Origin of the sequence: Streptosporangium sp. NPDC049248 (genome assembly GCF_040678965.1) — a bacterium.
GTDB lineage: Bacteria > Actinomycetota > Actinomycetes > Streptosporangiales > Streptosporangiaceae > Streptosporangium > Streptosporangium fukuiense.
This window is the reverse complement of sequence record NZ_JBFAQY010000002.1, coordinates 320232-335356: the sequence shown is the minus strand read 5'-3', so window position 1 is coordinate 335356 and position 15125 is coordinate 320232. Positions and strand designations below refer to the sequence as shown.

The 15125-nt window shown below is 74.4% G+C and carries 3 protein-coding genes; all 3 read left to right on the top strand.

Annotated elements, in window-relative coordinates:
• The first annotated feature begins 16 nt into the window (after positions 1-16).
• Genes AB0K21_RS05345 through AB0K21_RS05335 form a run of 3 tightly spaced genes read left to right on the top strand, consistent with a single transcriptional unit; the run spans position 17 to position 15097 of the window.
• The gene (locus AB0K21_RS05345; RefSeq protein WP_364147988.1) at positions 17-12442 is read left to right on the top strand and encodes an amino acid adenylation domain-containing protein; all 12426 of its coding nucleotides are present in this window, start codon (positions 17-19) and stop codon (positions 12440-12442) included.
• Between the two features lie 2 nt (positions 12443-12444).
• Positions 12445-13815, top strand: a complete 1371-nt coding sequence (locus AB0K21_RS05340) for a serine hydrolase domain-containing protein (RefSeq protein ID WP_343977592.1) — start codon at positions 12445-12447, stop codon at positions 13813-13815.
• A 7-nt stretch (positions 13816-13822) separates the two neighbouring features.
• Complete coding sequence (locus tag AB0K21_RS05335; RefSeq protein ID WP_364147985.1) at positions 13823-15097, top strand: MFS transporter; 1275 nt, start codon at positions 13823-13825, stop codon at positions 15095-15097.
• Positions 15098-15125 lie beyond the last annotated feature (28 nt).

Here is a 15125-nt window from a genome sequence, read left to right as displayed (position 1 = left end):
CGGACGGGAGAACACATTGAACGCCCCCTCTTCGCGTGACGGCCGGGTGGCCGCACTGCCCGACCACCTGCGCGAGGCGATGCTCCGGCGGCTGGCCGGCGAGGCCCCCGCCTCCCCGGAGCGGGAGGAGATCCCGCGGACCCCCGCGCGGCGGACGTCGCCGCAGTCACCGGCCCAGCAGCGGCTCTGGTTCAGGTACGAGCTGGACCCCGGAAGCGCCGAGTACATCGTCCCGCTGGTGCTCCGGCTGACCGGTGACCTGGACCTGGACGTGCTCAGGGGTGCCGTCGACCGCCTGGTGGAGCGGCACGAGTCGCTGCGCACCACCTTCGACTCGGTGAACGGCCACGGCGTGCAGACCGTACAGCCGGCCGCCGAGGTGCCGATCCAGGTCACGCGGGCACGCGTGCCCGCGGACGGCGACCGCGAGGCCCCGGTGCGCGACTGGCTGCTACGGGAGGCCAAGCGCCCCTTCGACCTGCGCCGGGGCCCGGTGTTCCGGGCCGGACTGCTGCGGCTCGGGCCGGACGAGCACGTGCTGGCCCTCAGCACGCACCACATCGTCACCGACGGCTGGTCCATGGGCGTGTTCGCCGAGGAGCTGAACGCGCTGTACGCCGCGGGGGTCGCGGGCGAGCCGTCTCCGCTTCCGCCGCTGCCCCTGCGTTACGCCGACTTCGCCTCCTGGCAGCAGGACCGGGTGGCCGGTACGGCACTGGACGGCATGCTCGCCCACTGGAGCGAGCGGCTCGACGGGCTCGCCCCGCTGGATCTGCCCACCGACCGGCTGCGGCCGCCGGTCAGGACCTCCGCGGGCGCGGCCCATGTCTTCGAGGTGCCCCCGGCCGTGCTGTCGCGGCTGAGGGAGACGAGCCGAGAGCACGGCGCCACCCTGTTCATGACCCTGGTCGCCGCCGTGCAGATCCTGCTCGCGCGCTACTCCGGGCAGCGGGACGTCGCGGTCGCCACCGCGACCAGCGGCCGTGGCAGGGTCGAACTGGAGAGACTGATCGGTTTCTTCGTCAACACCCTGGTACTGCGCTGCCAGGTCGACGAGTCCCTGCCGTTCACCGCCTTCCTGGGCGAGGCGCGCTCCACGGTCCTGGACGCCTTCGACAACGACGAGGTGCCCTTCCAGCGGCTGGTGGAGGTCCTGCGGCCCGAGCGCGACCCCAGCCGGCTCCCGCTCGCCGAGGTCGCGGTCAACCTGCAGAACGCGCCGCGCGGGGCCGTCGAGCTGCCCGGCCTCCGGGTGGAGGAGATCCCTCCGCCGGTGCTGGTCGCGCCCATGGACGTCTCGTTCGACTTCTACGAGCGTGACGGCGCGCTCGTCACCCACCTCGGATACAGCACGGACCTGTTCGACGCGGCCACCGCCGGGCGGATGGCCGGTCACCTGCTGACACTCCTGACCGCGATCGCGGACGACCCGGACCGTCCGATCGCCGACCTTCCACTCCTGGACACCGCGGAACACCGCCTGCTGACCGCCACCTGGTGCGGCGAGGGCGGCGGCCCCGCGCCGCGCACGGTTCCCGAGCTGTTCGCCGAGCAGGTCGCGGCCGATCCCTCGGCGGTCGCCGTCGTCCACGCCGGGCGGAGCGTCACCTACGGCGAGCTGGACGGGCGGGCGGACCGGCTGGCCAGGCTGCTGGCCGGGCGGGGCGCGGGTCCCGAACGGATCGTGGCCGTGGCCGTTCCCCGGTCGGCCGAGACCGTCGTCGCGATCCTCGCCGTCCTGAAGAGCGGCGCCGCGTACCTGCCGCTGGATCTCGACCACCCGGCCGAGCGCGTCCGGACGATGGTGGAGGACGCCGCTCCCATCCTCATCCTGGCCACCGCGGAGGTGGCGGAGCGGCTGCCGGAGGGTGTTCCCCTGGTCACGCTGGACGAGCCGGACACCGAGGCCCCGCTCGCCGAGCGGCCCCGGCCGCTCCGCTCCGACCCCGCGCATCCCGCCTACGTGATCTACACCTCCGGTTCCACCGGGCGCCCCAAGGCGGTCGTGGTGCCCCACACCGGCCTGTACGACATGGTGCTCACCCAGCGCGAGCGGCTGGGCGCGGGGCCGGGGACGCGGGTGCTGCAGTTCGCGTCCTTCAGCTTCGACGGAGCCTTCTGGGAGCTCATGCTCGCCCTGCTGTCCGGTGGCACGCTGGTGGTCGCCACCGCGGAGGAACGGGCGCCGGGAGCTCCGCTGGCCGAGCTCATCGGCTCCGAGCGTCTCACCCACCTCACCCTGCCCCCGACCGCGCTGACCGTGCTGCCCGCCGACGCCGTCCCCGAGGGGACGACCTTGGTCGTCGCGGGCGAGGCGTGCCCGCCGGGCCTGGTGCGGGACTGGTCGGCCGGGCGGCGGATGTTCAACGGCTACGGGCCGACCGAGTCCACGATCGGCGCCACCATGACGCGGGCGCTGACTCCGGACGACGCCCGCACCGGGACGGTGCCCATCGGCCGCCCGTTCCGCAGCGTCCGCGCCTACGTGCTGGACGACCGGCTGCGTCCGGCGCCCGTCGGCGTCCCCGGTGAGATCTACCTCGCCGGGCCCCGCCTGGCCCGCGGCTACCTGCGCCGTCCCGGGCTGACCGGCGAGCGGTTCGTCGCCGACCCGTACGGCCCGCCGGGCACCCGCATGTACCGCACCGGCGACCGGGCGCGCTGGCTGCCGGGAGGCGAGCTGGAGTACGCGGGCCGCGCCGACGACCAGGTCAAGATCAGAGGTTTCCGGGTCGAGCTCGGCGAGGTCGAGGCCGTCATGTCCGGGCATCCCTCGGTGGACACGGCGGCGGCGGCCGTCAGCGGCGGCACCCGGGGCGCCCCGCGTCTCGTCGGCTATCTCGTCCCCGCCGCCTCCGGCGGACCCGACCCGGCCCGGCTGCGCGCCTTCCTGCGGGCGAGGCTGCCCGAGCACATGGTGCCCTCGGCGTTCGTCACGCTGGAACGCCTGCCGCTGACGGTCAACGGCAAGGTGGACCGGCGCGCGCTGCCCGAGCCCACCGGCGACCGCGAGGCAGGGACACGTTACGTCGAGCCCCGCACCCCCGCCGAGAGGATCCTCGCCGAGGTCTGGTCGGAACTGCTCGGCGTGGACCGGGTGGGAGCGGACGACAACTTCTTCGACCTCGGGGGCGACTCCATCCTGGGCCTGCGGGTCGTGGCCCGCGCCCGCGAGGCCGGGCTGCGGGTGACGGCCAGGCAGACCTTCCTGCGCCAGACCGTCGCCGAACTGGCCGCGGAGGCGGTCGCCGAGGAACAGCCGCGCGCCGAGCAGCGGGCGGTGTCGGGAGAGGTCCCGCTCACGCCCGTGCAGCACTGGTTCTTCGAAAACCTCGCCGACAGCGTCGACCGGTTCAACCAGGCGGTGTTCGTCGAACTCGACGAGGAGCCCGACGAGGCGGCGTTGCGCGCCGCCCTGGCCGCGCTGCCCGCCCACCACGACGCCCTGCGCCTGCGTGCCGAGCACGACGGTGGGCGGTGGCGGCAGCACAACGCCGCCGCCGAGGACGGCGAGCCGCTGCGGCGGATCGACCTGTCCAAGACCGGCGCCGCCGACCGGGAGGAGCGGATGCGTGAGGAGATCCTGGCCGCGCAGCAGGGGTTCCGGCTGGATGTCGGCCCGCTTTTCCGGGCGCTGCTCTTCGTGCTCGGCGACGGGCACCGCCCCCGGCTGTTCCTGACCGCCCACCACCTCGTGGTCGACGCCGTCTCCTGGCAGATCCTGCTGCCGGACCTGGAGACCGCCTACCGGCAGGCCGAGGCGGGCCAGGACATCCGGCTCCCCGCCAAGACGACCTCCTTCCTGGAGTGGGCCCACCGTCTCGCGGATCACGTGGCGGCGGGCGGCCTCGACCACGAGCTGGACCACTGGGCCCGCCTGGACGAGGTCGCGGCCGGGGCCGCCGCGCTGCCGGTGGACGTCGCCGGAGAGCGCGGAACCGGCGGGCACGGCGGGCACGGCGGGCACATCGAGAACACTGTCGCGTCCGCGCGTACCGTGACCGCGAGGCTGAGCGCGGAGAGCACCCGGGCGCTGCTGCGCGACGTGCCCGAGGTCTACCGATCCCAGATCAACGACGTGCTGCTCACCGCGCTGGGCAGGGTGCTGTGCGAGTGGACCGGCGGCGACACCGCCCTCGTCGAGATGGAGGGCCACGGCCGCGGCGACCTGTTCCCCGGTGTCGACCTGTCGCGGACCGTCGGCTGGTTCACCACGGTCTTCCCCGTCGCGTTGCGCCTTCCGTCCGCGCCCGGCTGGGGGGAGACGCTCAAGTCGGTCAAGGAGCAGCTTCGCGCGGTGCCGAGCCAGGGGCTGGGATACGGCGCGCTGCGCTATCTCGGCGTGCCCGGCGGCCGGCCGCCGGGCCGCGTTCCCGAGGTGGGGTTCAACTACCTCGGGCGGGTCGAGGCCGGATCCGGCGGCCGGGGCGGGCTGCTGCGCGGGCGGCTGCCTCACCCCGGCGCCGAGCGGAGCCCGGGGCAGGTCAGGCGGCACCTGCTTGAGATCACCGGGCTCGTCGACGGCGACGAGCTGGAGTTCCGCTGGACGTACTCGGCGGCCGTGCACCGCGGGGAGAGCGTCGAGGCGCTGGCGGAGCGGATGATGTCGGCGCTGGAGGAGATCGTCGAGCACTGCGCGGAGCCGGGCGCGGGCGGCTGCACCCCCTCGGACTTCCCGCTCGCCGGGCTGGACCAGGCCACGGTGGACCGGCTGGCCGGCGACGGCAGGGGAATCGAGGACGTCTACCCGCTGACGCCCATGCAGCACGGCATGCTCTTCCACTCGCTGGCCGAGCCCGAGTCGGACATCTACGCCGGCCACTACTCGATGGTCCTGGAGGGGGTCACCGATCCGGTGGCGCTGGCCGAGGCATGGCAGCGGGTCGTCGACCGCACGCCCGCCCTGCGTACGGCGGTGATCTGGGAGGGCGTCCCCGAGCCCGTGCAGGTGGTCCACCGCGGGGTGCGGCTCCCCGTCACCCACCACGACCTCCGGGACCTGCCGGAGGCCGAGCGGCGGCAGGCGGTGCGGCGGCTGTGGGAACGCCGGGCCGAGCGGCGGCTGGACCTGGCGGTCGCGCCGCTGGCCAGGCTGGACCTCGTGCGGCTGTCCGAGACCGAGGTGCGACTGCTGTGGGCGGCCCACCACATGACACTGGACGGCTGGAGTTCCTCGCACGTGCTGTCGGAGGTGTTCGAACAGTACGCCGCCCTCACCACGGGGCGGACCGGCACGGTGACGCGCCGCCCGCCCTACCGGGAGTACGTCGGGTGGCTGGCACGCCAGGACCAGGCCGAGGCGGAGCGGCACTGGCGGGGGGTGCTCGCGGGCATGACCGCGCCGACCCGGCTGCCGTTCGACAGGCCGGTGGCGCGGGCCCACGGGGCGCGTTCCTCCCGGGAGGTGCGGCTGCGGCTGCCCGAAGAACTGTCCGGGGCGCTGTACGAGTGCGCCAGGGACGCCCGGCTGACCGTCAACACCCTGCTGCAGGGCGCGTGGGCGCTGCTGCTCTCCCGCTACGCGGGAGAGCGGGACGTCTGCTTCGGCGCGACGGTCTCCGGCCGGCCGGCCGGGCTCGCCGGTTCGGAGTCGATCATCGGGCTCTTCGTCGACGTGGTGCCGGTCAGGACGGAGGTGGACGGCACCGAGCGGGTGATGTCCTGGCTGCGGCGCCTGCAGGACGCGCAGGCCGCGTCCCGCGAGTACGAGTACCTGTCGATGGGGCGGATCCACGCGTGCGCCGAGGTGCCCAGGGGCACCAACCTGTTCGACAGCGTCGTGGTCTTCGAGAACTACCCGTACGACGCCGACGCGGCGGCCGGGCACGGGCTGCGCGTGCGCGACCACCGGGGCGAGGAGCAGACCAACTACCCGCTCACGCTCACCGCCCACGCGGCACAGGAGCTGACCCTGGCGCTGGGGTACGACCCCGCCTCGTTCGACGAGCCGACGGTGGAGCGCATGGCGGGGCACCTGGAGACGGTCCTCGCCGCGATCGTGTCCGCCCCCGAGAGCCCGGTGGCGGACCTGCCGATGCTCACCGCGCCCGAGCGGGAGCGGTTCCTGGGGGAGTGGAACGGACCCGCCGTGGAGTTCCCGCCCGCCGGCTGCGTCCATGAGATCTTCACCGCGCAGGCCGGGCGTACCCCGGACGCCGTCGCCGTCAGCTGCGGTGACAGCGAGCTCACCTTCGCCGGGCTGGAGGAGCGGGCCAACCGGCTGGCCCACCGCCTGGTGGAGCTGGGGGCGGCCCCCGGCGTGCCGGTGGGGGTGTGCGTCGAGCGCGGCGTGGACGCCGTGGTCGCGCTGCTGGGGGTGCTGAAGGCGGGAGGCGCCTTCGTGCCGCTCGATCCCGGCCACCCGCCCCGGATGCTGGCGGCCATGCTGGAGGACGCGTCGGCCCCGGTCGTGGTGACCCGGCGGCGGCTGCTGGACCGGCTGGCAGGGTCCCCGGCGTCCTTCGTCTGCCTGGACCGGGACCGGGCCGTCCTCGACGGCCTGCCCGCGTCGCCGCCGGACGTCGCCGTGACCCCGGCGGACCTGGCCTACATCGTCTACACCTCGGGATCCACCGGCCGCCCGAAGGGGGTGATGGTCGAGCACCGCAACGTCCACCACATGGTGCGCGCCTGGGACGCCCGCTACGGACTGTCCGGGACGCGGCCTCGGACCCTGTCGGTGTCGAGCCTGTCGGTGGACCTGTTCTTCGGCGACTTCCTGCTTTCGGCCCTGTTCGGCGGGACGATGGCGGTGTGCCCCGCCGAGGCGGTGGCGGACCCGCCCGCCCTGCTGGAGGCGGTGGCCGGCACCCGGGCGGAGATCCTGGTGACGGTCCCGTCGCTGGCCAGGGCACTGGTCCAGGAGGCAGGGCGGCGCGGCGTGCGGCTGGATTCGCTGCGCGTCCTCATGGTCGGCTCGGAGGGCTGGCCGGTCGGCGACTCCGAGGAGGTGCTGCGCGGGGTGGGGCCGGACACCGTGGTCGTCAACGCCTACGGTGCGACCGAGACGACGGTGGACTCCACGGTCTTCCAGCTGGGCGGCGATCCGGTGGGTGAGGCGGCGTTCGTCCCGATCGGACGGCCACTGGTCAACACCCGCGTCTACGTGCTGGACGGGGAGACGCGCCCGGTGCCGCTCGGCGTCGCCGGAGAGCTCTACATCGGCGGCGACGGGGTGGCGCGGGGCTACTGGAACCGTGCCGAGCTGTCCGCGGAGCGGTTCCTGAACGACCCGTTCGCCCCCGGCGGTACGGGCCGGATGTACCGGACGGGAGACCTGGTGCGCCGCCGCGCCGACGGGAACCTGGAGTTCCTGGGACGGGCGGACGACCAGGTCAAGGTCAGGGGCTTCCGGGTGGAGCTGGGCGAGATCGAGTCGGCGCTGGCCCGCCACCCAGGCGTCGCCGCCGCCGCGGTCGCCGCCTGGGAGGATGCCCCCGGCCGCGTCCGGCTGACGGGCTACGTGGTGCCCGAGGGCGAGCCGGCGGACGCCCGGGAGCTGAGGACGTTCCTCAGCGGGGTCCTGCCGGGACACGCCGTACCTTCGGGGTTCGTGACCCTGGAGGCGCTGCCGCTGAGCCCGAGCGGCACGCTGAACCGCCGCGCGCTGCCCGACCCCGGCAGGGGGGCCGACACCGGTACGGCGTACGTCGCCCCCCGCGACGCGACCGAACGCCTGCTGGCCGCGATCTGGGCCGAGGTGCTCGGCGTGGACGCCGCCCGGGTCGGGGTGGACGACAACTTCTTCGACCTCGGCGGCGACTCGATCCTCAGCATCCAGATCGTCTCGCGGGTCCGGGCCGCGCTCGGCTCGGCGCCGCCGCCCAGGCAGCTCTTCGACACGCCGACCATCGCGACGCTCGCCCCCCTGCTCGGCGACACCGACCCGGGCGCCGACCCGGACGGCGGCCGACGCGAGATCGAGGTGGTGGACCGCGACGACGACCTGCCGCTCTCCTTCGCCCAGCAGCGGCTGTGGTTCCTCGACGCGTTCGAACCCGGGGGCACCGGATACAACACGGCCCTCGCCCTGCGGCTCCGCGGCGAGCTGGACGCCGGTGCGGCGCGGATCGCCCTGCGGCGGCTGGTAGGGCGGCACGAGTCGCTGCGCACCACGTTCGGCGACGCCGGGGGACGGGGCACGCAGACGATCCACCCGCCCTCGGAGGCGGCCTTCGAAGCGGCCTTCGAGACGGTCGACCTGGAGGGGGCACCCGCGGGCGAGCGCGAGGCCGCGATGTGGCGGCGGCTCGAACAGGAGGCGTCGCGCCCCTTCGACCTGCGGCGCGGCCCGCTGTTCCGGGCCGTGCTGATCCGCCTGGACGCCGCCGACCACGTGCTGGCGCTGCTCATGCACCACATCGTGACCGACGGGTGGTCGATGGGGGTGCTCGCCGGGGACTTCGCCGCCTTCTACTCCGCCGAGACGCGCGGCGAGCGGCGCGAACCCGCGCCGCTCCCCGTACGGTACGCCGACCACGCCGCCTGGCAGCGGGAGCACCTGGAGGGGGCGGCGCTCGACGGGCATATCGGCTACTGGAAGCGGCGGCTGGACGGGCTCGCCCCGCTGGCACTGCCCGTGGACCGGCCGAGGCCCGCCGTGCGCGCCTCCGCCGGCGCGACGCACACGGTGGAGATGCCGCCCGAGACGGTGGACCGGCTGCGGGCCGTGGCGCGCGGACACGACGCCACCCTGTTCATGGTGCTGACCGCCGCCACGCAGGTGCTGCTCGCGCGCTACTGCGGCCAGCAGGACGTCGCGGTGGGCACGGCGACCTCGGGCCGCAACCGGGCCGAACTGGAGGGGCTGGTCGGTTTCTTCGTCAACACCGTGGTGCTGCGCTCCCTGGTGGACGAGTCGTCGTCCTTCGGAAACCTGCTCTCCCAGGTCCGTGCGACGGTGCTCGACGCGTTCAGCCACGACGACGTGCCGTTCGAACGGCTGGTGGAGGTCATGCGGCCCGAGCGGGACCCCAGCCGCACCCCCCTGGTCGAGGTCATGGTGGTACTGGAGAACACCCCGGCGCGGGGCATGGACCTGCCGGGGCTGCGCGCCGAGACGCTGCCGGTCACGAGCGCCGAGGTCAGCCACGACCTGATCGTGAACTTCTACGAGCGGCGGGGCGCGCTGACCGTGGCCGTCGCCTACAGCACCGGCCTGTTCGACGAGACCACGATCGAGCGCATGACCAGGCACCTGGTGATGCTGCTCGACGCCGTGGCGAAGGATCCGGAGCGGCGGTTGTCGGAGGTTCGCCTGCTGACCAGTGCCGAGCGCGAGCGGTCGCTGGTGAAGTGGAACGACACCGGCAGGGAGATCCCGCAGGCCGACCTCTCCGGGCTCTTCGAGGACCAGGCCGCCGCCACCCCGGACACGACCGCGCTGGCCTGCGGGAACCTCACGCTCACGTACGCGGAGCTGAACGCGCGCGCCAACCGGCTCGCCCACCACCTGGGCTCGCGGGGTGTCGGCCCGGAGACACTGGTGGGGCTGGCCTTCCCCCGGATGGCGGACCTGGTGGTGGCGGTGCTCGCGGTGCTCAAGGCGGGCGCCGCCTACCTGCCGCTGGACCTCGAACACCCGCCGGAGCGCGTCGCGCTCCTCCTTGAGGACGCCGGCCCCGCGCTGGTGCTGACCGCCGGAGCCGAGATCCCGGCCGGCGTCTTCGAGGGGGTGCCCCGGATCCTTCTCGACGACCCCGAGGTGCTCGCCGCGCTGGACGGCTGCCCCACCACCGATCCCGTCGGCGGATTCCATCCGGACAGCGCGGCCTACACCATCTACACCTCGGGCTCCACCGGCAGGCCCAAGGGGGTGGTGGTCTCCCGGGGCAACCTGCGCAACTTCCTGGTGGACATGCGGGACCGGTTCGGCCTCGGCCCGCGCGACCGCCTGCTGGCGATGACGACGGTCGGGTTCGACATCGCGGGCCTGGAGCTGTTCATGCCGCTGATCAGCGGCGCGGCGGTGGTACTGGCCGGCCGCGAGCTGGTCCACGACCCCTGGCGGCTGCGGCAGGTCATCGCCGAGGAATCCGTGACCGTGATACAGGCGACGCCCAGCCTCTGGCGGGCGGTGGCCGGGGAGGCCGGCCAGGTCCTCGCGGGCGTGCGGGTCCTCGTCGGCGGTGAGGCGCTGCCGGCGGACCTGGCGGGGACACTGGCGGCCTCGGCGCGGTCGGTGACCAACCTGTACGGGCCGACGGAGACCACGATCTGGTCCACCACGGCGGCGGTCGAGGCGGGGAACGCGGTGGCGCCCCCCATCGGAGTGCCGATCGCCAACACCCGGGTGTACGTGCTGGACCGGCTCTGCCAGCCGGTGCCCCCGGGCGTGCCGGGGGAGCTGTACATCGCCGGGGACGGCGTGGCCCGCGGCTACCTGGGCCGGCCCGCGCTGACCGCCGAACGGTTCGTCGCCGACCCGTTCGGCCCCGCCGGGGCGCGGATGTACCGTACCGGGGACATGGTCCGGTGGCGGGCCGACGGCGTGCTGACCTTCCTGGGCAGGGTCGACGACCAGGTGAAGATCCGGGGGTTCCGGATCGAGCCCGGTGAGATCGAGAGCGTCCTGCTCGGCCACCCGGGCGTCGCGTCCGCGGCGGTGGTGGTCAGGGAGGACCGGCCGGGCGACCGGCGGCTGGCCGCGTACCTGGTGCCCGCGGGGGACACGCCGCCGTCGGTCGCGGAGCTGCGCGACCACGCCAGGCGTTCGCTGCCCGGTTACCTGGTTCCCGCCTTCTTCGTCCTGCTGGAGGAGCTTCCGCTGACGTCGAGCGGGAAGGCCGACCGGCGCGCGCTGCCCGCTCCCGAGGGCGACGCGGGCGCCGAGCGTGTCGCCCCGCGCGACGCGGCCGAGCGGCTGCTCGCCGGGATCTGGGCCGAGGTCCTCGGCGTCGAGGCGGCCAGGATCGGCGTACAGGACAACTTCTTCGACCTCGGCGGCGACTCGCTGCTGACCATGCAGGTCATCCACCGGGCCAGGCACGCGGGGCTGCGCCTCTCGCCCAAGGATCTCTTCCTGCACCAGACCGTGGCGCGGCTCGCGACGGCGGCCGGGCCGGGGGAGACGGTCGGCCCGCGGGTGGACGGCCCGGTACCCCTGACACCCGGCCAGCGCGAGTTCGTCGAGACCAGGGGGGCCTCCCCGCACCTCCTCGCCAGGCCGGTCCTCGTCGAGCTGGCCGAGGGGACCACGGAGGAGGGACTGCGCGCGGCCCTGACCGCGTTGGTGGCCCGGCACGACGCGCTGCGCTCGCGCTTCGGGCACGCGGACGGCTCCTGGTGGCAGCGGGCCGCGCCGCCGGCCGCCGCCGGAGACCCGCTACGCCGGTTCGACCTGCGTGGCGAGGCCGGGGTGGGAGAGGAGGCGGAGTCCGGCCTGCGGGAGGTCGTGGACAGGTTCGCGGCAGGCGAGGCGGCCCGCGGCCTCGATCCGGCAGGGGAGCCGCTCCGGGCCTCGCTGCTGGACTTCGGGCCGGGCCGGCGGTCGTGGCTCTGCCTCACCGTCCACCCGCTGGCGGCCGACACCCGGTCCTGGCGAATCCTGCTCGACGACCTGGAGCGGGCCTACCGGCAGTCGGTGGCGGGAACGCAGGTGGACCTGGGGCCGGAGCCCTCCTCCTTCCAGCACTGGGCGGGGCTGCTGGCCGGGCACGCCGCGGCGGGAGGGTTCGACGAGGAACTGGCCTACTGGACCGCGCTGCCCGACACCGCGCTGCCCGACACCGCGCCGCCCGAGGGGCCGGGTGAGGCGCCGCCGGTCGCGGGAGAGGTGTCCGTCTCCCTCGGGGAGGGCGAGAGCGGAGCGCTGCTGCGCGCGGCGCCCGCGGCGTTCCGCGCCGGGACCGGGGACGTACTGCTCGGCGCGCTGGGGCGGGTGCTGTGCCGCTGGACGGGCGCTGACCGGGTGCTGGTCGAGCTGGAGGGGCACGGCAGGGAGGAGATCTTCGACGGGGTCGACCTCTCCCGCACCGTCGGCCGGTTCGCCGGCACGTTCCCTGTCGTGCTCGGGGGCACGCCCGGCGGTGCCCCGCCCGACTGGCCCGCGATCGTCAGGGCCGTACGTGGTCGACTGCGCGCCGTTCCGAGCGCCGGTCTGGGCTATGGGGCGCTGCGCCACCTCGCCTCGCGACCGCCGGGAGGGGACCGGCCACGGGTGGCCTTCGCCTTCCACGAGCCGGTCGACCCGGGCGAGAGCGTTCTCTACCGCTCGTTCCACTCCCCGCCGCCCGCCCGCCGGGCGGAGCCGGTCGCGCCGGGCATCCGGCCCCTGGAGATCACCGCCTACCTGGCGGACGGCAGGCTGCGTTTCGACTGGCGTCACGTGGTCGGCGTGCACGACCGGGCCACGGTCGAGCGCCTGGCGGAGGACCTGCTGGAGGCGTTGCGCGCGGTCGCCGCACACATCGATCCGGCCGTCGGCCGGGCGGAGAGGGAGTGAGCGTGGACGTCGACCTTCCCGCCCGGCTGGCCCGACTGGCCCGCGAGCACCGTGTGCCGGGGGCGCAGCTGGCCGTGCACCACGAGGGTGAGACCGTCACCGCCGAGACCGGCGAGGAGACGTACGCGGCCGGCGAGCCGGTGACCCGGCGGTCCGCCTTTCCGCTCGGCTCGCTCACCAAACCCTTCACCGCGACGCTGGTGATGACGTTGGCGGCCTGCGGCGACATCGATCTCGACGCCCCGCTGGCCGAGTACGTGCCCGAGGTGGGGGCCGGACGCGGCGGGCCGGGCCCGAGGATGACGGCGCGGCGGCTGCTCAGCCATACCAGCGGGCTGGCCTCGAACCTCGACGAGGGCGGCGACCACTCCGGGGCCCGGCGGCGGTGGGTGGCGCGCCACTGCCGCGAGTCCGGCACCGCGCACCCGCCGGGGACCGTCTTCTCCTACTCCAATATCGGCTACATCCTGGCGGGCCACCTCGTCGAGGTGGTCACCGGGATGAGCTGGTGGGAGGCGATGGAGGCGGTCCTGCTGAAGCCGCTGGACATCGCGCCGGCGTTCGTCGTCGGGCCGCCGTCGGGGTTCCGGCCGGTGGTGGACGGCCACACGGTGCGGCAGCCGGGGGACCGGATGCTGCCGGTCACCTGGCAGACCCTGCCGAAGGTGGCGGCGCCGAGTGCCGGGCTCGCCCTCGGGGCCGCCGATCTGGTCACGTTCGCACTGATGCACCTGGCCCACCCGGCGCTCCAGCCGGTGCTCGACCGCGACTCCGCCCGCGAGATGCGCCGCGACCAGCTCGCGGGGGTGACGGCCGGCCCGTTCGGCATGGCCGACTCCTGGGGGCTCGGCTGGGCGGTGTACCACGACGCCGGGCCCGACTGGTTCGGGCACGACGGCACCGGGGAGGGGACCTCCTGCCATCTGCGGTTCGAACCGGCGGGCGGGACCGTCGTCGCACTGACCGCGAACGCCGCCACCGGACCGGCGCTCTGGGAGGACCTGCTGGCGGAACTCCGGTCGGTGGGGCCGGCCGTGGGAGGCCGCGGCCTGTCGGCGCCGCCGGACCCGGCCCTGCGGACGTCAGGACCACCGGAATGCGTCGGCCGGTACGTCAACGGGGAGATGGAGCTCACGGTCGTCGCGGACGGTGCGGGCGGGCTCCGCCTGACGACGGGCGAGGCCGAGCGGTTCGAGCTGACCTGCTTCGAGGGCCTGCGCTTCACGATGCGGGAAACGTCCGGTGGCCGCACCACCTACACCGGCCGTTTCCTGCGTGACCCGGAGACGGGAGGGATCGATCTCATCCAGGTCACCGGACGGCTGGCCAGGCGGGCGCGCGACGAGAACGACGCCCCCGGCGGGGAAGGCTGACGCCGCGATGAGCACCGCGCAGGCAGGTGCCGGTGACGTGGCCGGTGACGTGGCCGGCGGGCCGATCCGCCTGTCCCGCAACCGTGACTACAACATCCTGTGGACCAGCCAGCTCTTCTCCGAACTGGGCAGTGAGATCACCTTCGTCTCCTTCCCGCTGCTGATCCTGGCCATGTCGGGCTCTCCGCTGGAGATGGGCCTGGCGTCGTCGGTGCTCGCGGTGGCGCACATGGTGGCGAACGTGCCCGCCGGGGTGGTAGCCGACCGGTGGGACCGTAAGAAGGTCATGCTGCTGTGCCACGGTGCCCGTGCCCTGGCGATGGGCAGTGTGGTCGTGGCGCTGCTCCTGGACACCTACGCCTTCCCGCACATCCTGCTGGCCGCCGCGGTCGAGGGCTTCTTCAGCTCTGTCTTCCAGCCGGCCGAGCACGCCGCGCTTCCCCAGGTGGTGCCCGAGTCGCAGCTGCCGCAGGCGGTCGCCCGCAATACCGCGCGCCCCTTCATCGCCACCCTGCTAGGTCCCGCGCTGGCGGGTTTCCTGTTCACCCTGCACCACACGGCGCCCTTCGGCGCCGACGCGATCATGCTCGGCCTCTCCTTCGTCACGCTGCTCCTCCTGCGCCTGCCGCGGCGGGCGGCCCCCGTCGCGCTCCCGAGGGAGGGGGCGGCCGTGGGCGGCGTCGCCGAGGGGATCCGCTGGGTGGCGGGACACCGGGTCATCAGGGCGACGCTGGTGTGGATGGTCTCCTCCAACCTTGTCTTCAGCGCGCTCGTCATCATCGTCCTGGCGATGTCGGGGGAGGGGGTGAGCGCCGGCGAGGTGGGCCTGACGATGGCGTGCATCGGTGCGGGGGGCCTGCTGGGCGCACTGGCCGCGGCCCGCCTGCACGCCGCCCTTCCGCCGGTCCTGACCATCGTCGGCTTTCCGCTCGTCGCCGCGGTGATGACCGCGGCGATGGCGCTCGTCCCGAGCGGCATCCTCCTCGGGGTGCTTCTCGGCGGTGCCGCGTTTCTCGCGCCGGTCGCGAACACCACGGTTCTGACCTACCAGCTCACGGTCACCCCCGACCACCTGCGCGGCCGCCTGTCCGGCATCGCGGGGCTCTTCTCCGGTGGGGCCGGCGCGCTGGGACCGATGGCCGGCGGCTTCCTCATGACGGCCGGCGGCGGCCCGGTCGCCGTGCCGGTCTGCGCGGCCGGCCTGGCCCTCGTCGCGCTGGGTACGCTGCTCAGCCCGACACTGCGCCGGTTCCCCGTGTTGGCACCCACCGATCGGATGTGAGCCGCGAGATTGAAACTTTCATCCACTG